General features: G+C 60.7%; 16 protein-coding genes and 2 pseudogenes. 3 read left to right on the forward strand and 15 right to left on the reverse strand.

The genetic code is table 11. The features are described from left to right. Nucleotides 1–66: 66 nt before the first annotated feature. Nucleotides 67–1,025, reverse strand: a pseudogene (locus tag GKR99_15275) (IS630 family transposase). A 95-nt stretch (nucleotides 1,026–1,120) separates the two neighbouring features. Further along, the gene (gene dapD / locus GKR99_15280; GenBank protein NKB28829.1) at nucleotides 1,121–1,948 is read right to left on the reverse strand and encodes a 2,3,4,5-tetrahydropyridine-2,6-dicarboxylate N-succinyltransferase; all 828 of its coding nucleotides are present in this window, start codon (nucleotides 1,946–1,948) and stop codon (nucleotides 1,121–1,123) included. Nucleotides 1,949–2,036: 88 nt separating this feature from the next. Between dapD and GKR99_15285 the strand changes: the two genes are divergently transcribed. Continuing rightward, the gene (locus GKR99_15285; protein ID NKB28830.1) at nucleotides 2,037–2,873 is read left to right on the forward strand and encodes a lysine decarboxylase; all 837 of its coding nucleotides are present in this window, start codon (nucleotides 2,037–2,039) and stop codon (nucleotides 2,871–2,873) included. Between the two features lie 124 nt (nucleotides 2,874–2,997). Here the strand turns inward: GKR99_15285 and GKR99_15290 are convergent, their stop codons facing one another. The 11 genes and pseudogenes from GKR99_15290 to GKR99_15340 all read right to left on the reverse strand — a co-directional run bounded on the left by GKR99_15290 (nucleotide 2,998) and on the right by GKR99_15340 (nucleotide 12,511). Next, on the reverse strand, nucleotides 2,998–4,167 hold the full coding sequence (locus tag GKR99_15290; protein NKB28831.1) for an amidohydrolase family protein: 1,170 nt from the start codon (nucleotides 4,165–4,167) through the stop codon (nucleotides 2,998–3,000). A 1-nt stretch (nucleotide 4,168) separates the two neighbouring features. Then, complete coding sequence (locus tag GKR99_15295; protein NKB28832.1) at nucleotides 4,169–4,864, reverse strand: ATP-binding cassette domain-containing protein; 696 nt, start codon at nucleotides 4,862–4,864, stop codon at nucleotides 4,169–4,171. After that, nucleotides 4,857–5,567, reverse strand: a complete 711-nt coding sequence (locus GKR99_15300; GenBank protein ID NKB28833.1) for an ATP-binding cassette domain-containing protein — start codon at nucleotides 5,565–5,567, stop codon at nucleotides 4,857–4,859. The genes GKR99_15295 and GKR99_15300 overlap by 8 nt, the downstream gene beginning before the upstream one ends. Then, the gene (locus tag GKR99_15305; GenBank protein ID NKB28834.1) at nucleotides 5,564–6,400 is read right to left on the reverse strand and encodes a branched-chain amino acid ABC transporter permease; all 837 of its coding nucleotides are present in this window, start codon (nucleotides 6,398–6,400) and stop codon (nucleotides 5,564–5,566) included. The genes GKR99_15300 and GKR99_15305 overlap by 4 nt, the downstream gene beginning before the upstream one ends. A gap of 104 nt (nucleotides 6,401–6,504) precedes the next feature. Further along, nucleotides 6,505–7,185, reverse strand: a complete 681-nt coding sequence (locus GKR99_15310) for a branched-chain amino acid ABC transporter permease (protein ID NKB28835.1) — start codon at nucleotides 7,183–7,185, stop codon at nucleotides 6,505–6,507. A gap of 161 nt (nucleotides 7,186–7,346) precedes the next feature. After that, complete coding sequence (locus tag GKR99_15315; protein NKB28836.1) at nucleotides 7,347–7,535, reverse strand: hypothetical protein; 189 nt, start codon at nucleotides 7,533–7,535, stop codon at nucleotides 7,347–7,349. Then, nucleotides 7,468–7,650, reverse strand: a pseudogene (locus GKR99_15320) (branched-chain amino acid ABC transporter permease). Before GKR99_15320 ends, GKR99_15315 begins: the two are co-directional and overlap by 68 nt. Nucleotides 7,651–7,779: 129 nt before the next feature. Further along, the gene (locus GKR99_15325; protein ID NKB28837.1) at nucleotides 7,780–8,766 is read right to left on the reverse strand and encodes a DUF4332 domain-containing protein; all 987 of its coding nucleotides are present in this window, start codon (nucleotides 8,764–8,766) and stop codon (nucleotides 7,780–7,782) included. Nucleotide 8,767: 1 nt separating this feature from the next. Further along, nucleotides 8,768–9,262, reverse strand: a complete 495-nt coding sequence (locus GKR99_15330; GenBank protein ID NKB28838.1) for a hypothetical protein — start codon at nucleotides 9,260–9,262, stop codon at nucleotides 8,768–8,770. Between the two features lie 407 nt (nucleotides 9,263–9,669). Beyond that, a complete protein-coding gene (locus GKR99_15335) occupies nucleotides 9,670–11,019 on the reverse strand; it encodes an ABC transporter substrate-binding protein (protein NKB28839.1) in 1,350 nt (449 codons plus the stop codon). A 91-nt stretch (nucleotides 11,020–11,110) separates the two neighbouring features. Beyond that, nucleotides 11,111–12,511: a hypothetical protein gene (locus GKR99_15340; protein ID NKB28840.1), complete on the reverse strand. Its 1,401-nt coding sequence runs from the start codon at nucleotides 12,509–12,511 to the stop codon at nucleotides 11,111–11,113. Between the two features lie 108 nt (nucleotides 12,512–12,619). Here GKR99_15340 and GKR99_15345 point away from each other — a divergent pair, with 108 nt between their 5' ends. Both GKR99_15345 and GKR99_15350 read left to right on the forward strand, forming a co-directional pair. Continuing rightward, on the forward strand, nucleotides 12,620–13,465 hold the full coding sequence (locus tag GKR99_15345) for a xanthine dehydrogenase family protein subunit M (GenBank protein ID NKB28841.1): 846 nt from the start codon (nucleotides 12,620–12,622) through the stop codon (nucleotides 13,463–13,465). Continuing rightward, the gene (locus tag GKR99_15350) at nucleotides 13,458–16,205 is read left to right on the forward strand and encodes a molybdopterin-dependent oxidoreductase (protein ID NKB28842.1); all 2,748 of its coding nucleotides are present in this window, start codon (nucleotides 13,458–13,460) and stop codon (nucleotides 16,203–16,205) included. Before GKR99_15345 ends, GKR99_15350 begins: the two co-directional genes overlap by 8 nt. Nucleotides 16,206–16,279: 74 nt before the next feature. Here the strand turns inward: GKR99_15350 and GKR99_15355 are convergent, their stop codons facing one another. Both GKR99_15355 and ugpC read right to left on the reverse strand, forming a co-directional pair. Then, nucleotides 16,280–17,290 (reverse strand): substrate-binding domain-containing protein, encoded by a 1,011-nt coding sequence (locus tag GKR99_15355; GenBank protein NKB28843.1) that lies wholly within the window; start codon nucleotides 17,288–17,290, stop codon nucleotides 16,280–16,282. Beyond that, complete coding sequence (ugpC, locus tag GKR99_15360; GenBank protein ID NKB28844.1) at nucleotides 17,287–18,330, reverse strand: sn-glycerol-3-phosphate ABC transporter ATP-binding protein UgpC; 1,044 nt, start codon at nucleotides 18,328–18,330, stop codon at nucleotides 17,287–17,289. The genes GKR99_15355 and ugpC overlap by 4 nt, the downstream gene beginning before the upstream one ends. Between the last annotated feature and the right edge of the window lie 2 nt (nucleotides 18,331–18,332).

Genomic DNA, 18,332 nt, shown 5'->3' on the forward strand with positions numbered 1-18,332 from the left:
TGAGCTGTGTGTGCGCCCAACTGAACACAGTCCGGCCCGTCACGCAAACTCTAAAGCGTTTCGACATTAACCTGAGACATATCCGGCGGCCTTAAAGTAGTTCCAGCATTCTACTGGGTCGTAGAGATCGCAGATTGCTCCGATTGCTTCGAAGACCTGGGTAAAGGACCTGGCCCCGATCCGTCGCAAATGGGCTTTCAGTTTAGAGAAGGCCTGCTCGATGGGATTCAGGTCGGGCGAGTACGGTGGCAGGTAAAGGAACCAGCAGCCGTGATTGCGTAAAGCCTGCGTCGCCTCCTTATTCCGGTGGGTTGCCAGGTTGTCGAGAATGACGACAGTGCCGGGGTTGATCTCGGGGACCAGCACTTCGCGGATGTAGGCCGCGAAGGCGGGGCCATCTATCGCTCCCTTGATGACCCAAGGTGCGATCAGCGCGCCTTGGGTCAGGCCCGCGATCAAGGTTTGGGTTCCCCAGCTTCCGAAGGGCGCATCCATCGTCAGGCGCTTACCGCGCTTGGCTCTGCCGCGTAGGCGCGTGAGGTTTGTCTTCACTGCGGTTTCGTCAATAAAGACAACGCGCTCAGGAAAGGTCGCAATGGCTGGCGAGCGGTATCTGAACCAGTCGGCCCGTTGCTGCCTTACCTTGGCGCGGCGGCGCTCGGTTGCGACCAGCGACTTTTTTTGTACGTGAAGCCGAGCCGGGACAGAAGGTTGGCGATGGAGGAGTGATGCACCCGCACACCCTCTGCATCGGCCAGCGCATTACGCAACTCAAAGAGCGTGATGTCAGGGTCTTGTGCGATCAACTCCTCAAAGAATTCCCGATGCGGAGCCAGCTTTCCCTTGCCGCGCGGCGGTCCCTGCCGGGCAGGTTCCGCATGACCCTTCATCCTCACCTGACGCGCCCACCGCGCGCCTGTGGCAGGCGACAGCTTCAACCGCAACGCCGCCGCGCGCCCGCTCAACCCTTCTTCAATGTATCTCTGAAACCGTATCCGAAGCGCAGATGGCAAAGGTGCTGACATGATCCATCCTCCCAAACAGGATGAATCACAGATCAGGTCTCAAGGGAATCCCTCGCGATTCAGGTTCAAGACGAAACGCTTTAGTCACGCAAACTCTAGTCGCGCAGCAACTCGTTGATCGAGGTTTTCGAGCGTGTTTGCGCATCCACCCGCTTGACGATCACCGCGCAGTATAGGTTCACGCCGTTTTTGGATGGCATGGAGCCTGCGACGACCACCGAGCCTGCCGGGACCTCTCCGTAAGTGACGGCGCCAGTTTCGCGATCGACGATCTTGGTGGATTTGCCGATGAATACGCCCATACCAAGGACCGAGCCTTCGCGCACGATGCAGCCTTCAACCACTTCGGAACGCGCGCCGATGAAGCAATCATCTTCGATGATCGTCGGCCCGGCCTGCATGGGTTCCAGCACGCCGCCAATGCCGACACCGCCGGACAGGTGGACGTTCTTGCCGATCTGCGCGCAGCTTCCGACCGTGGCCCAGGTGTCGACCATGGTGCCGCTGTCGACATAAGCGCCGATATTGACGAAGGACGGCATCAGCACCACGCCCGGCGCGATAAAGGCGGATCTGCGCACGATGCAGTTCGGAACGGCGCGGAAACCCGCATCGCGCCACTGGTTGTCGCCCCAGCCGAGGAATTTGTTATCGACCTTGTCCCACCAGCCCGCACCCTGCGGGCCGCCGTCCTGAGGTTCCATATCCTTGATGCGGAATCCCAGCAGCACGGCCTTTTTGGCCCATTGATTGACGTGCCAGTTGCCGTCCGGGCGTGGCTCAGCGACGCGCAGCTTGCCGCTGTCCAGCGCGTTCAGCGTTTCTTCGATTGCGTCGCGTTGCTCACCGGTTGAGGCGGGGCTGATCGCCTCGCGGTCTTCCCAGGCGGCTTCGATGGCGGTTTCCAGGGCGGCATTGGACATTGGGGTCTCCGGGAAATGTGTCTGGTTCACTTGGTTCCGGCGCTATATGCGGTCAGGAACAGTGACGCAACGCATAGGCGGTTTTAGTATGAAAGACGACAGGTATCACCCATTTCGGGACAGCCACGAAGACATCGAAACCTCGCACGGGGTGCCGGACACGCCGCAGACGCGCGCGCCTGCCTATAAGCTGGCATTCTCGGACCAGGATTTCCTGTGCCGCGAGGAATTGCGCCCGGTGCGGTTGCAGCTGGAACTGCTGAAGCCCGAGATGCTGATGGAAGAATACGGCATCGAAAGCACGGTGGTGATGTTTGGCGGCGCGCGCATCCCGTCGCCTGAAAACAAAGGCGCGGCGCGGACCGAGACATTGGCCAATCTGTCGCAGTTTTACGCCGAGGCGCGCAAGTTCGCCAAGCTGATGACCGAAGGCAGCCCGCCAACGCAGGATGTGATCGTCACCGGCGGCGGGCCGGGCGTGATGGAGGCGGGCAACCTGGGTGCGGCGGATGCGGATGGGGTGTCCATCGGGTTGAACATCGTGCTGCCGCATGAACAGGCGCCAAATGAGTATGTCACGCCGGACCTGTGTTTCAACTTCCACTATTTCGCGATCCGCAAGATGCATTTCCTGATGCGCGCGCGCGCGATCTGCGTGTTTCCGGGCGGGTTCGGGACTTTGGACGAAACGTTCGAGGCGCTGACCCTGATCCAGACCGGACGCATGCGCCGCGTGCCGTTCCTGCTGTTTGGAGAGGATTTTTGGCGCAGCATTATCAACTGGGAGGCGCTGGCGGATGCCGGAACGATTTCCGAGGATGATCTGGAGCTGTTCCGCTTTGTCGAAACGGCAGAGGAAGCGGTGGCATTGATCCAGAACTGGCATCAGCCCGAGACGAAGCGCGGAGAGATTCCGGGGCGGTGATCGTGTGACAATCAAGCGGGGCCGGCGGATATTAAATCCGCCGGTTCGTTGCCGCGGGCGGTGTCTGGGGGGCCTGCCCCCCAGACACCCCGGAGTATTTTTGGCGAAAAGACGGATAGGTTGTTCAGGCGTCTGGCACCACTTCAGGCAGCCTTTGTGCCGGAGGAGTATTGCGACTGCGCCCGGACGTAACCTTGCCGTCGATCACGGTCATCCCGACACCGGGCAGGTTGCCTTGCTGGATACTCTCCAGGATGTCCTTGCCGGGCGCGTGCTGCGCTTGATCCATCAGGACGAAATCGGCGGCGAGGCCAACCTCCAACCGTCCGGTGTCCAACTTGCGCCGCCGCCCGGTGTTGCCGGTGGCGAAACATATTGCCTGCTCGGCGGGGGCGCCGCCCATGGATGAGAGCAATGCAACCATCCGCAGGATACCCAGCGGCTGTACGCCCGACCCTGCAGGGCCGTCTGTGCCGAGGATCACCTGATCCAGCTTGCCCAACTCTCGCGCGGTGTTCAGCGTCAGGATTGCGGCGCGTTCGTTGCCGTTGTGCACGATTTCCAGCGCCGCCTTGCAGTTTTCGCACAAGCAAATGATCTGATCGTCAGGCAGAGCGGAATGACCGCCATTGATGTGGCCGACCACGTCGGTCCCAGTTTCCAGCACCATATCGGCATCGATCAGTCCCGATCCGGGGATTGACGGCCCGCCGGTGTGGATCGTGCTTTGCATCCCGTACTTGCGCGCCCAGCCGACCATTTGATTGGCGGTCTTACCGTCTTTGACGGTGCCCAGGCCAACTTCTCCAATCAGGCTGACGCCGGCGTCGGCCATCTGGCGGAAGTGCTCTTCTTCCAAGCCCTGCTGCAACAAGGGCGCGCCGCCGTGAACCTTCATGCCCGATGGGCGCAGGTTTTCGTACCAGCGGTGTGCGGCGATCGCCATGGCGACGGTGCCCACCGGGTCGTTCGGGCGGCCGGGCATGTGAACCTCTCCGGCGGAGATCATCGTAATGACGCCGCCGTGCAGGGTGCTGTCGATCCAGTGAAGCTGTTGTTGGCGCGGGGTGTAATCGCCGACGACCGGGTGGACGTGGCTGTCGATCAGCCCCGGGGCGAGGGTGACGCCGTTGGCATCGACCTCCGTGGTCGCGCCTTCGGTGTCGAGGTCTTTTTCGCGGCCAATCGCCGCGATCTTCCCGCCTTCGGCAATGATGCAATCAGCCTCGAAGATCGGGTTTTCGATCAGGCCGGACAGCATCAGACCGATGTTACGGATGACGAGTTTGTCCATGTCAGACTCCCAGATACTGCGTCAATTTTTGGGGCGCTGCCTTCAGCGCCGCGATGTCCAGTGTTTCGACGCTGCGCCCGTTTTCAAGGAATGTCACGTGGTCCGCCATGCTGAGCACCGCATCACTGCGCTGTTCAACCAGAACCACGGCGACGCTTTCGTCGCGCATCCGTATCACCACGTTGCGGATTTGCGCGATCATGCTGGGCTGCAACCCCTCGGTCGGTTCGTCCAGCAGCAGGACGGTCGGGCGCAGGCACAGCGCGCGGGCCATCGCCAGCATCTGCTGTTCGCCACCTGACAGCGTTTCGGCGCGCTGGGTCAGGCGGGATTTCAGCGGTGGAAACAGATCAAGCACCCAATCGCGGGTCGTTGGATCGGGTTGGCGGGCCATCAGGCCGATCTGGATATTCTCGGCCACGCTGAGTTCGGCAAACAAGCGCCGCCCCTGCGGGACATAGCCGACGCCGCGTTTGGCCGTGTTTTCAGCTGAATCAGAGCCTATGTTCGCCCCGTTCAGCGTAATCGAACCGCCGGTTGGGGTCAGCAAGCCCATGATGGTTTTCAGCGTTGTGGTCTTGCCTGCGCCATTGCGGCCCATGATGCAGTGGACCTGCCCAGCGGCTGCGTTAAGCGATACGCCAAACAAGGTTTTGACGTTGCCATAGGCGGCAGTGATGTCGCGAAGCTCAAGCATGTTCGGTGCCCAGATAGGCGGCTTGAACGGCCCGGTTCGCACGGACGTCTTCGGGCGTGCCTTCGGCAAAAATGCGACCCTGATCGAGGACCGTGATGGCCTCGGCCAGGTCCATGACAACGCTCATGTTATGTTCGATCAGTAGGATCGTGGTTTCCGGATCCAGCCCCCGGATCAGCGCCTTGAAGGCGTCGATTTCGGCTTCCGCCAAGCCCTGTGTCGGCTCATCAAGGATGAAAAGGCGCGGGTTCTGGGCCAGCCCCATGCCGATTTCGAGGATACGCTGGTGGCCGTAGGACAGGTCTCGGGCAGTTTGATCGGCGCGATCGGTCAGGCCGACCTGATCCAGAACCTCGGCCACCTTTGCCGGGGCTGCGGCGCCCAAGGACCGACGCGCGGCAAGGGCGACATTCTCGGCCACCGAAAGCCCGCCGAACACCGAGGTGATCTGAAACGTATAGGCGATGCCTTTTGCGATGCGTTGGTGCGCTGGCAGGGCCGAGATATCTTCGCCGCCAAAGGTAATCGAGCCGGCCGTTGCCGGAATGCGGCCCGACACCATGCCGACAAAGGTGGATTTCCCGGCCCCGTTCGGGCCGATCAGCGCCCGCGTCTGGCCCTTTGGCAGATCGAAGTTGATGTCTTCGTTGGCGGTGACCCCGGCATAGGCCTTGGTGAGGTTGCGTGTGAACAGCAGGCTCATGGCAGCCACCGGCTCCAGCGGGCGCGGATGGTGCCGACGATGCCTTGGGGGGCGAACAGGGTCAGGGCGACAAGCACCACGCCAACCAGCAGCAGATAGGCATTGGTCAGCCCGCTGGCGTAATCAATCAGGTAGAACATGAAGATCGCGCCGATCAGCGGGCCAATGGTCGTCCCTGCCCCGCCAAGCAGGACCCAGAGCAGCGGGAAGATCGAATACTGCACGGTCGCGAAGGTCGCACCGGCGTATCCGAACAGCAGGGCATAGGCGGCCCCGGACGCCCCGGACAGGACGCCGGACAGGACCACCGCGATCAGTTTCAGGCGGTGGACGTCATAGCCGAGCATGGTCGCGCGCTGCTCATTCTCGCGGATCGCCACAAGCGTGCGGCCAAAACCGGAGCGCACGATGGCGCCGGTGATCAGCAGGGCGGCAGCAAACAGGATCAGGGCGGCGAAATAGCGGTTTGTATCGTCTGACAGATCAATGCCCAGCAGGCTGCGGCGGGCCTGTTGGATCACAAAGCCTTCGTCGCCGCGGGTATAACTGCCGAAGTAAAGGACCGTCAGATACCCCGCCTGCGCGAACATCAGGGTGACGATCATGAAGGCTACGCCGGTGGTTCTTAGGGCGAGGAAGCCGACGATGGCTGAGACGACAAGCGCCACGACCAACCCGGCGAGGAAGGCGGGTGCGGGGCTGGCTCCGCCCAGATGCATTGTCAAGCCGAGGCCGTACATACCCGCCGAGAAAAACAACGCGTGGCCGAGGCTGAGCAACCCGGTATAGCCAAACAGCAGGTTGTAGCCCATGGCGAAGACTGCCAGCACCATGATCCGCGCCAGATTTCCGGTGTGATAGGCGGGCAGCACAAAAAACAGCACGGCCAGCAGCGCGATCAGACCCAGATGCAGGGCATTTGCGCGGGAAAAGACTCTCAATTCTTCTTCCCCAGCAGGCCCTGCGGTCGGAACACCAGCACCATGGCGACGGCCAGCGTGGCAATGATCTTGGCCAGTGTGGGCGAGAAGAAGACCGAGATGATGCCGTCACTCATCCCAATCAACAGCGCGGCGATAACGGTACCCGGCAGGCTGCCGAGGCCGCCAATGATAACGACGATAAAGGACAGCAGGAGCGGGTCGCCCCCCATCAGGTAATGCGCCTGCTGGACCGGGACGATCAGGACTGCGCCCATGGCCGCCAGCCCCGCGCCCAGACCGAAAACCAGCGCGTAGACGCGGGTGACGGGGATGCCGAAAGCGCGCGCCATCTCGGCGTCTTGCTGGGTGGCGCGCATGATCAGGCCCGCCTTGGTGCGGGTCATCAGCAGCCAGAGCGCGACGAGGATCGCGGCGGCGGCGACGATGATGAACAGCTTGTAAGTCGTGGTGCCAAAGCCCCAGGGATAGGCCCAGGCGAACACGCCATCGACCCATTCCGGCCACGGCAGGGCGATCCGGCTGTTGAAGGGGGGTTGCACGGGGCGTGCGTCGGGCCCGAAGCTCATCAGCGTGCCTTGCTGGATGATATAAAGCAGCCCGATGGTGGCGACGATGGTGCGTTCGGGGTCATAGTCGATACGGTGCAGTATCAGCCGATCAGCGGCGGCGGCCATGGCGCCGACCACCAGCGGCGCGATTAGCAGGGCGGCGACGAACCCGAGTGCCGGATGCGTGCCGATTGTGTTGAAAAACTCCGTTTTAGGGCCTGAACGATGATTTTTCTTTCCATGCAGCCCGATCCTAAATTTTTGGCGCGGGGGTCGGCCCAAATCGCCTACATGCGCTCACGCGCAGCCATGCGCTGTCTCGTGGTCAAAGCTTTCCGACTATTTCGCTTCATAGGTTTTCGCAAGAAATCCGCGACGCTCTGATTTCGGAGTTTTTCAACACAATCTGCCGATAATGGTGGCGATCCACCAGGCGAAAACCGCGCCCAGCATATAGAATTCGCCGTGGGCGACATTGACGACTCGCATGACGCCGAAAACGATGGACAGCCCCATCGCCGTAAGCGCAAGGGTCGCCGCGGTCACCGCGCCTTCGAGAATGGCGAGGATGAGGTGGGGGCCAAAGTCCATAAGGCGGAGGTTGCCCTGAGGGGTGACGGTGGGCAAGGGGGGATGTGATAGGTCTGTAGCGGACGGCAGAACCAGGCAAAACGGTCGGAATGCCGGTGGCTCATTGGTACGGCGCGCATGCGCCAGACTTCATTGCGGCGGCAGAAGATCGTTCGCCGGGTTTTCGGCCACGTCACGCAGCAATGCCCGATAATCCTCGATCTCTGCTTCATTCATGTCACAAGCGATCAGCTTTCCATTGTCGTATTCCAGAAGATCGCGCAATTTCGTTCCGTTTGGAATCTTTCCCAAGGGGACTTTATAGGCGGCGGCTATAAACTCGCCATTCTCAAACTCTCTCAACCGCGAAACCAGTTTTGCGTGTTTGCTGCGTGCATAGAAACTATGCACCACCAAAATATCACCTTCGCGCAGATTGGCCGCTGTTCGGACTTCGGAGCGAATGGGGAATGATGAAAACGGCGGCATCTTGTCGCCAGCAAGCTCGCTCAGATTGTGATCGCCACTGGCATCAAGAATATGGACCGTGTCAATGATCGCTTCATTCATCGACGTATAAATCGGAGCCTCGACAATTCGGCTGCCCCTGTTCGGGCTGCGAATTACCAGCGCCCGGACGGGCAAAGGCGCAACGCGGGCAAGTCGAAAATACCCATTCCGGTCGGTTTTGGTTCGGGTGTAGCCTGCCGAAACTTCAACCTCAGCCGCGGCTGTGCCGTCATCATGAATTACCTGGCCCGCAGTCGCAACGGTCAGGTCAACCCTTGTAGCGTCCAGAATTATTTTGAACGCATCGTTAACACCTGCTTCCACGCGCCCGATCCCGTGCATTAGATTGACCAGGGCATCCGGATCTTGCCGCGCCAGTTCGCCAACCGAATGAATACCAGCCTTATCCAATTCAACTGCCAATTCGGTATCGACGCCGTGCACATCTGCCAAAAGGCCAACGCGTTGCCAGGCGGCCACTTCGTCCATAGAGGCCAGTGAATCAACAATATCATGAATTGTCGCCGTTGAACGGCGAATAAGGTCGTGAACCCACTCAATACCTGCGGCATTCAGGGCTTTTGCCGTCTTTGGTCCAATTCCGTTTACTTGTGCTAGATCTGCCATATCAAGCCAGCCCCGCTGGGCAATTAAGTGCACGTGCAAGAATTTCCGCTTTCTTGTAGGCTTCGTCACGGAAATTACGAACCATCCGCGCAGCGTTTGGCATGCCTTTGACGCGTTTGTCTTTTTCTTCCGCCTGCAGCCAATCGATCAGCTTTGTAACAACCCGAACCGTTGCCTGCGCGGATTTCTGACCTGTCTTGCAATATATATCGACCTTTACGTCAGCATAAAGAGTCAGGCTTTTTTCCTTGCGCATGCTTTTCCTGAACGGCACCATCTTGCCATTCTTCTTTGTCTGCCACTTGGCAGAGTCAATGTGGATTGTATAGTTTTTGCCAGACCAGCGGTTCTTCCGTTCCGGAAATGGGTCCGCGCGACAAACACAGTTTGGATGCGGTCTGCACGGTTCTGCGCCCTCATGATACCCGGCTGCGTTGTCACAGCGTTCACACCCGCCAGAGCTGATCCACTGATAACCGATCGCTTCTTCAGTCATGACAAGCTATTTCGCTGGCAATATTTTTTGCCCTGTCGGGAAATGCATTATTTGCTACTGGAAAATTTGTCATAAAGCGTCAAACCTTCTTTATTTGTCCATCGCTTGCCAAAAGGTGGCAATTATTACCATTTCATAACTTCAGATATCTGCGCATTAAATACAACGCGTTGAAAGCAGTAGAGTCAATTTCGAATCGGCAGGTGGGACGTTCAAACACGCCCCGCCGCTTTGGCCAATTAAAACGCCTGCGTCGTGTAATCCACCTCATCCTCATACAACGTATCTTCAATACTCGTCGTATGGGCCGATTGTGTTGAAAAACTCCGTTTTAGGGCCTGAACGATGATTTTTCTTTCCATGCAGCCCGATCCTAAATTTTTGGCGCGGGGGTCGGCCCAAATCGCCTACATGCGCTCACGCGCAGCCATGCGCTGTCTCGTGGTCAAAGCTTTCCGACTATTTCGCTTCATAGGTTTTCGCAAGAAATCCGCGACGCTCTGATTTCGGAGTTTTTCAACACAATCGGCCAGCACCAGCTTTCCGTCTGTCACCTTCGAGATATATTGATGCCCGAAGGTTTGGTGCGTCTTGCCGTTGAAGCGTTTGGCGCCCTGTGGGTGGTCCAGCGAATGCGGCATGTCGGACATCGCCTCGACCGCCTCGATCAGTTTGGCGCGGTCGTCCGGGCCTTGGTAATCTGCGGCCTCCATTCCGGCTTTGACGATGTTCAAAGTCTCCCAACAGCCGAACATGTGGGAATAGGTTGAAACGTCTTTCCGGTCACTGACCGAGGCGCCGTTGTCGTCCACCCCCACTGCCGCGCGGTAGGCTTTGTCGTAGTCTGACTGGTTGGCCTGGGCATAGCGGGGGTTGCCTTCCCAGAAATAGCTGCCTTCCAGAAATTCGAGGCCAGGGCTGGCCATGTCGACGGCCTCCAGACTGTCGATGAAGCCGAAGATTTCCGGGCTGCTGGGGCCGAAGAACTCGCCCATTTCCTTGACGAATGTCAGGACGGCGGGGCCGACCATGACGTGGTAGATCACCTCGGTCTCGCGCGGGATCTGGGGGAAGTATTTGGTGAAGCTGGTCTCGGACGGTGGGATGGCGATATGGGCCAGAACCTCGCCGCCCTGTGCTTCGATCGCAGCGGTGAAATAGTCGCGGTGGTCGTGGCCGAAGGCGAAATCGGGGAAGATCATTGTGACCTTCTTGCCCAGATTGTCGGCCACAAAGGGGGCCATCGCCTGCACCTGGCTTTTCACATCCGTAATGCCGGGCTGCAGGGTGTATCGGTTCAGCGCGCCCGAGGCGACGTGGTGGCCCTCGGACACAACGAAATAGGGCAGTTTCAGCTCGCCAGCGCGGGGGGCGGAACCGAAGACCACGTGGGAAAACAGCGTGCCGAAGGCGATGTCGCATTCATGCTGCGTGGCGAATTTTTCCACGACTTCGGCGCCGCGTTTGGGGTCGGTTCCGTCATCTTCGGCGACGATTTCGACCGGGCGGCCGTTTATGCCGCCCATCTCGTTGATGCGCACGACGGCGGCGGTTGTTGAACGGTCGTACCAGCGGCCATAGGCAGCGCCGATACCAGTGCGGTGAACCTGAAACCCGATGCGGATCGGGGCTGAGCTTTGGGCTTGTGCAAAACCGCTGAGCCCCGGCAAGGCGGCGGCGGCCAGCCCGGTTGCGCCAAGGGTTTTCAGCGCGCCGCGACGGCTGAGTGATGGACGGGATGTGTCACGTTTGGTCATCTTGAAACCTCCTGTTGATCCGCCCCATCTGACGCGAGGCAACAGGGAAAAACTGTCGGGTTGCCGTTGATATGTCCAGCTATTTTTGCGCTCAGGCGCCGCGCGCCGTCGCCAGAAGCCACAGACCGAATAACGTGTAGAGCACCATGAACGCGGCCAGCGGCACCTGGCTGAGCATGGTGCGGCTGCGCGATCTGAACATCTGTGTGGCGCTGTGATGGGCCATGAACACAGCAAGAATATGGGCTGCGACGATAACTCCGGCTTGGGTCTGCCAGATGGCGCGCACCGGGTCGCGGGACTTCAGGAAGCCGGTTGAGACATAGTGGTCGCCAAGGTTGAGGATGTCGCGGCCAGATTGCAGGGGGTCGGACAGGGCGACGGCGACGTATTGAATGTTCACCAGAAATGCGACGAGGAAATGGGCCAGATGGTACCCAAGCGCGATTGGCAGCAGCGACAAAGACAGGTGGCCGAACGCCGCAGAGAATGACGGCGATGGTGCCTGGCTGCGATCCGCTAGCCAAAGCCCGGACCAGACGCAGGCGGCGAACAGGGCGATCAGCAAGGCAACGGCTGCGACAAGCCCCAGGGTGGTGCGGCCAATCAGGGCCGAGCGACCGGGGAATTCCAGCGGGTTCACACCGATCTGAACCAACCACCAGAATGTCTCGTTCAATCCATCGAAACTACCGATACCCAAGAGGGCGATAATAAAAACAGCAAGGCTGACCGGGGGAGTTGGCAGGTGAAATGCGCGCCAGCCTGAAAGCCCCAACGCCCAGGCATCGCTGCGGCGTAGGGGCGCAAGGCTGGCAAAAAGACGCAGCAGGATCGTGAAGCACTCGGCCCGCGGCAACCAGATTTCGGCGCCAAACAACAGGCAGCCGAGGAACATAAGCGACCAATAGGCGGCGACCAAAACCGCCAGACGCGACGGGTCGTCGGGCGCGGGATAGACCAGCGCGAACAGCGCGAATGCGATCAGGCTGACGACTCCGGGCCAGTGGCCAAGGCGATCCGGCAAGGCGACGGGTGCCTTGTCTGGTCCGATCAGTGCGGCAAGCCCGCTCCATGGGTTTATCCAGGCCCAAAGATCGCCAATAAGGGCCTGTATAACCACAAAACCAATCCAGAACAGCGTCCAGATCGTCAGCGGCAACAGGTTGCCAAGCGGGTCATGCGGACCGAACCAGCCAATTGCGACCAGGCCAAACACTGCTACTGTAGCGGCAAGGCTGGTGATCCACTGACCTTTTGGACGCCGCGCAACGCCGATCCGCAGTGGCGTGAAAATACGCTCCAACCAGCGCCCCGGCATCAGGCCGACGATCAGCACCGACAGCGCGACAGCGGCGCAGCCTGACAGGATATAAAGGCGCGTTGGCAAAAGCAGGACAAATCCGCCTTCGGACGCGTGGGCAAACGCGTCGTCTGCCCAGAATGCGAACGCCAGGAAGCTGAGGCCGGGTAGGATCAACAGGCGGATCATCCTGGCAGGCAATCACAGCTGTGGCGGCTTGCCAACAGGTGCAGTTGGCCGTTGACTTCGCGGCGGACACGGACGTCTATTTGACCGGCCGCTGGGACACAGGACCTGATGAGTTATCATGCGCCGACATCGCTGGATGACATCTGGCCGCTGCTGGCGGACGGGTCAGCGCGCGTCGTCGCAGGCGGCACCGATCTGTTTCCGGCCCAGGGCGATGGGCCGCCGCCTGCCGCGCTATTGGACATCAGCCGAGTGCGCGGCCTGCGCGGGATAGAGCGTGACGGCGACGGATGGCGGATTGGCGCCGCGACAACGTGGAGCGATGTGATCACAGCCCCACTGCCGCCGGTATTTGACGGGTTGAAGGCAGCAGCGCGCGAGGTCGGATCGGTACAAATCCAGAATGTCGGGACAGTTGCCGGAAATCTTTGCAACGCCTCACCCGCAGCGGACGGAGTGCCGCCGTTGCTGACGCTGGAGGCTGACGTGGCGCTCAGCTCACAAGCCGGGACGCGGCGGATGCCTTTGGGGGACTTTCTGCGGGGGGTTCGTCAGACAGCATTGCGCCCTGAAGAGATATTGACGGCGCTGCACATACCGGCCCAGCCGACAGGGGCGCGCGGCAGTTTCGCGAAACTTGGCGCAAGGCGGTATCTGGTGATCTCGATCTCGATGGTTGCAGCGAACGTCTGGCTGGATGACGCCAGGAAAATCGCCGGGGCGCGCGTCGCGGTGGGGGCCTGTTCAGCGGTTGCGCAGCGTCTGTTTGCGCTGGAACAGAGCCTGATTGGTTTGGAAGCGGCCAACGTTCGGACCCTTGAAATTCCGCCCAGCGCGCTGGCGCCGCTTACCCCGATAGATGACGTTCGGGGCAGCGCGACGTATCGGACCTTGGCGGTTGAACGGTTAATCAAGGATACTCTTTGCGCGGCATTGGGGCCAGGTGATGGATAAGACCTCCAGCACCCCGGCGACCGGTTTCGTTCTGGATGGCACGCCGGTCCTTTGTGAACCGGCGAACGGCGAACGGCTGAGCCATTCGTTGCGGGAACGGTTAGGATCGCGGGACGTCAAGGTCGGTTGCAATGCGGGCGACTGCGGGGCCTGCACGGTTCTGGTCGATGGCGCGCCGGTCTGCGCCTGCCTGATGCCGACGCAGCAAGCAGCGGGGCGGCAGGTTGAGACGCAGGCCGGACTGGTCGAGGGCGACCCATTGGCCGCGCGACTGGCAGAGAGCTTTCAAAATCATCAGGCAGCGCAATGCGGGATCTGCACGCCGGGGATGATGGTCGCGGCTGTGGCGCTGTTGCGCGCAGTTCCTGAACCGACGCCAGATCAGGTCAAGGGTGCGCTGGGCGGCGTGCTTTGCCGTTGCACGGGCTATCGCAAGATCATCGGCGCGGTTGTGGATGTGGGGGCGCTGACGGGTGCGCCAGATGGGTCAGGCGCGGTCGGAACCTCGGTCCGGCGGGTTGACGGTGTGGCAAAGGTCAACGGGACCGAAGCATTTGGCGATGACGTCGCACCGCCGGGGACGCTGTCGCTTCGCATCATCCGCTCACCCCATGCACATGCGGCGTTTGCGATGGGCGACGTCGCGCGGTTTGTTGCAGAAACGCCGGGGCTGACGACGGTCCTGACGGCGGCGGATGTGCCTGGCCAGAACCGCTTTGGTGTGATTCCCGGATTTGTCGACCAACCGGTATTTGCAGAAACCACCGCCCGATTTCGCGGAGAGGCTGTCGCCGCCGTCGTTGGAGAGGCCGACGCCATGGCCGCATTTGACGCCGACAGTTTTCCCGTGACCTGGACCCCCCTGCCCGCGATGGCGACCCCGCATGAGGCGCTGCTGCCAGACGCCGATCCGCTGAATCCTGACCTGTCAGACAATGTGATGTGCAGCGGCTTCGTGCTGCACGGCGACCCGGAGGCCGCGCTGAAAAACGCGGATGTGGTGGTTGAAGGCACGTTCACGACCGGCTTCGTCGAACACGCCTATATCGAACCGGAAGCGGGATATGCTGTGCCGGTCGGCGACCGGATCGAGGTTCACGCCTGCACCCAGGCCCCGGTGATGGATCGGGAAGCGTTGGAGAGGATTCTGGGCTGGCCAGCCTCTCGCATTCGGATTGTTCCTACGGCGACTGGCGGTGGATTCGGCTCGAAACTTGATGTTTCGGTTCAGCCGTTGTTGGCGCTGGCGGCATTGAAGACCGGGCAACCGGTCCGGATCGCTTTTTCGCGGCGCGAATCGATGCAATCGACCACCAAGCGGCATCCGTCCCAGATTACGGCCCGCGTGGGCGCAACGGCGGAGGGGAAAATCTCGGGCTTTGATCTGAAGGGGGATTTCAACACCGGGGCCTATGCCAGCTGGGGCCCGACCGTATCGGTGCGCGTGCCGGTCCATGCCTCGGGGCCGTACCGGGTTGCAGACTATCGCGCCAGCGCACGCGCGATTCACACCCATTGCCCCCCGGCGGGCGCGTTTCGCGGGTTCGGCGTGCCGCAGGGGGCGATTGCGCAGGAATGTCTTTTTGACGAACTGGCCGAAGCGCTGGGAATTGACCCGCTGGAATTCCGTATCCGAAATGCGCTGCGCAACGGCGACGCGACAGTCTGCGGCCAGATATTCACGCAAGGTGTCGGGATCGGGGCCTGCGTGGAGGCATTGCGCCCCGCCTGGAAGGCCGGTCGCGCGGACTGTGCTTCGTTCAACAGATCCGGTGGCCATCTGCGCCGTGGTATCGGTGTTGCATCGGGCTGGTATGGGTGCGGGAATACCGCACTTGCGAACCCCTCGACAATAAAATCGGGGTTGCGGGCCGATGGGACGTTTGTGCTGCATCAGGGGGCCATGGATATTGGCCAGGGGTCCAACACCGTGATCGCGCAGATCTTTGCACAGGCCGCGGGCCTGCCGCTGGAGGCTGTAACGCTGGTGGGCGCGGATACGGATGTGACCCCGGACGGCGGCAAAACCTCGGCGTCGCGCCAAACCTATGTTTCGGGGGCGGCCGCGTTGCGTTCGGGCGCGGCATTGCGCGCGAACCTGCTGGCGCTGGTCAATGCCGGGCCGGAGGCTTTGATCGCGACAGACGATGGTGTTCTGACCATCCGGGATGGTGAAGAAATGCATAAGTTGTCTCTGAATCGGCTGAAAACGGATTCTGACGGCTATGTCGTCGCGGCGTGTGAGACCTATGACCCGCCGACCAGCCCGATGGACGAAAACGGTCAGGGCCATCCTTATGCCCAATTCGGCTATGCCGCGCATCTTGCAACGGTAGAGGTTGATTTGGATCTAGGCACCGTTCGGGCGCTGGGGTTCACGGCGGCCCATGACGTGGGACAGGCGATCAATCCGCTGCTGGTTGAAGGCCAGGTGCATGGCGGCATTGCCCAGGGGCTTGGCATGGCACTGATGGAGGAATACCTGCCCGGGCGCACCGAGAATCTGCATGATTACCTTATCCCGACCATTGGGGACATCCCGCCGATTGAAACGCATATCATCGAAGAACCGGACGCCCACGGTCCGTACGGCGCCAAGGGACTGGGTGAACATGTGCTGATCCCGACCGCACCTGCCATTCTGAACGCGATTCATCACGCGACAGGCGTGCGCATCCGGCAGGTTCCGGCAACGCCGTCGGCAGTGCATGCAGCATTGAAGGTTGCCGGTATCGTCTGAGCCTGTCTGGTCGCGGCAAACCCAACGGCCCGCAAGGTCGGCGGATGACAGATCCAACCCGACGACCGACCACTCTACCGGGCGCGGAGCGAGCCGCGCCGGATCAATTCGCAGGCAAGTTCGATCCGCGTCGGCGCGGCGATCGGGTCTTTGATTTGGGTCAGAAGCGTATCCGCCGTGGCGATTGACATCTGATCAGTGGGCTGGCGCACGGTGGTCAGATCATAGGTCGGCCAGGCCGCCATCGGCACATCGTCAAAGCCAATGACGGACAGATCCTCGGGGATCCGAAGCCCAAGCTCGAACCGCAATACATCCATGACCGCAAAGGCCATGTGGTCATTGGCAACAAAGATCGCGTCGCGCCTGTTCCCGGGCGCCGACATAAGATCGCGGGCGGCCTGTCGCGCGGCTTCGGTCTCAAAATTGCCCACGGCGCGGCCATTCAGCGTCAGCCCCGCCTGGGCGAGGCCTGCGCGAAACCCGGCTTCGCGATCCTGCTGTGTCGACGCGCCTTCCCATCCTGCAACATAGGCCACATTGCGGTGACCTGTTTCAGCCAGCAACCGCGCCACCTGCTTTCCCCCCGCCACATTGTCCGAGGTGACTGACGTCACATTCGCGCCCGGCTGGGTGCGGTTGAACAGAACCACCGGGATGCCAGCCTGCCGACATTGTTCGGTCAGGTCAGAAGACATCGCGACCGAGGCCAGAATCAGACCATCAACCTGATAATCCAGAATCTCTCGTAATACGTCATCCACATCACCGGCTGTTTTCGGCGCCATGAACATCAACACGTGGTAGCCGCGCTGCTTGAGTTGGTGTGACAGCGCCTTGATCGCCTGCGGATAGAAAAAGTTATCGAGGTAGGCGACGACAAGGCCGATGATCCGGCTGTTGCCGGTGATCAGGGACCGGGCAAGCGCGTTGGGGCGATAGCCAAGCTCGGACGCGGCTTTGCGAACACGTTCGGCCATTTGGGGTGAAACGGATGCGCCTTGCGTAAAAACACGGCTGACGGCGGATCGGCTGACCCCGACACGCTCAGCAACTTCGCGCGAGGTTGCGATGGGTTGGGTCACAGATGGGCGCCGCTTTCTGCATCAAACAGATGGCAGATGCCGACCGGAACGCTGGCGTGAATCGGATCGCCGATCTTGGCGCGATAATCCTTGTCTGCCTTGATGGCGACAATGACCCCTCCGACACGGGCGGTGACCATTGTCGCATCCCCCAGCAATTCCAGCGAATAGACCGGCGCAGAAATCTGCGCCGCGTCGGCCGAGATTGACGCATCCTCGGCCCGGAATCCCAGGGTTACGGGCCCGTCCTGCGCATTCAGGCCTTCGACGCGGATGGCATCTGCTTCGAAAACGCCGCCTTTGATCGTGCCGTCGATCAGGTTCATCGCCGGAGAGCCGATAAAGCCGGCAACGAAGGTATTGGCAGGTGTGTCGTAGATATCGGTCGGGGTGCCGACCTGCTGAACGATGCCCTGGTTCATAACCACCACCCGGTCGGCAAGGGTCATCGCCTCGATCTGGTCATGGGTCACGTAGATGGTCGTGACCTTCAGATCATGGCTGAGGTTCTTGATTTGCGCCCGGGTCGACACCCGCAGCTTGGCGTCGAGGTTGCTGAGCGGTTCGTCCATCAGGAACACATTGGGTTCGCGTACGATGGCGCGGGCCAGGGCTACACGCTGTCGCTGACCGCCCGACAGTTCGGACGGGCGACGATGCAGAAAATCATCAAGCTCGACCATGGCCGACGCGCGCATGACGCGGTCCTTATGCTCGGCCTCAGGGACTTTGCGAACTTTCAGTGGAAAGCGGATGTTGTCGTAAACATTCATGTTCGGGTACAGCGCGTAGGATTGGAACACCATCGCCACATCGCGATCTTTGGGGTCCAGATCATTGATGCGTTTGCCGTCGACGAAGATGTCGCCCTCGGTCGCGTCCTCAAGCCCCGCGATCATCCGCATGGTCGTGGTCTTGCCGCAGCCAGAGGGGCCAAGCAGAACCAGAAACTCCTGATCCGCGATGGTCAGGTTGAATTTGTGAACGCCGACAAAATCGCCCCAGCGTTTTGAGATTTCTTTTAACTGGATTTCGGCCATGT

The sequence above is a fragment of the Paracoccaceae bacterium genome (genome assembly GCA_012103375.1).
In the GTDB taxonomy this organism is placed as follows: domain Bacteria; phylum Pseudomonadota; class Alphaproteobacteria; order Rhodobacterales; family Rhodobacteraceae; genus WLWX01.

Coding starts and splice junctions, on each gene's coding strand:
- dapD (NKB28829.1), bottom strand. CDS start 1,948: ATGTCCAATGCCGCCCTGGAAACCGCCATCGAAGCCGCCTGGGAAGAC.
- GKR99_15285 (NKB28830.1), top strand. CDS start 2,037: ATGAAAGACGACAGGTATCACCCATTTCGGGACAGCCACGAAGACATC.
- GKR99_15290 (NKB28831.1), bottom strand. CDS start 4,167: ATGGACAAACTCGTCATCCGTAACATCGGTCTGATGCTGTCCGGCCTG.
- GKR99_15295 (NKB28832.1), bottom strand. CDS start 4,864: ATGCTTGAGCTTCGCGACATCACTGCCGCCTATGGCAACGTCAAAACC.
- GKR99_15300 (NKB28833.1), bottom strand. CDS start 5,567: ATGAGCCTGCTGTTCACACGCAACCTCACCAAGGCCTATGCCGGGGTC.
- GKR99_15305 (NKB28834.1), bottom strand. CDS start 6,400: ATGGTGCTGGCAGTCTTCGCCATGGGCTACAACCTGCTGTTTGGCTAT.
- GKR99_15310 (NKB28835.1), bottom strand. CDS start 7,185: ATGGCCGCCGCCGCTGATCGGCTGATACTGCACCGTATCGACTATGAC.
- GKR99_15315 (NKB28836.1), bottom strand. CDS start 7,535: ATGTCGCCCACGGCGAATTCTATATGCTGGGCGCGGTTTTCGCCTGGT.
- GKR99_15325 (NKB28837.1), bottom strand. CDS start 8,766: ATGGCAGATCTAGCACAAGTAAACGGAATTGGACCAAAGACGGCAAAA.
- GKR99_15330 (NKB28838.1), bottom strand. CDS start 9,262: ATGACTGAAGAAGCGATCGGTTATCAGTGGATCAGCTCTGGCGGGTGT.
- GKR99_15335 (NKB28839.1), bottom strand. CDS start 11,019: ATGACCAAACGTGACACATCCCGTCCATCACTCAGCCGTCGCGGCGCG.
- GKR99_15340 (NKB28840.1), bottom strand. CDS start 12,511: ATGATCCGCCTGTTGATCCTACCCGGCCTCAGCTTCCTGGCGTTCGCA.
- GKR99_15345 (NKB28841.1), top strand. CDS start 12,620: ATGAGTTATCATGCGCCGACATCGCTGGATGACATCTGGCCGCTGCTG.
- GKR99_15350 (NKB28842.1), top strand. CDS start 13,458: ATGGATAAGACCTCCAGCACCCCGGCGACCGGTTTCGTTCTGGATGGC.
- ugpC (NKB28844.1), bottom strand. CDS start 18,330: ATGGCCGAAATCCAGTTAAAAGAAATCTCAAAACGCTGGGGCGATTTT.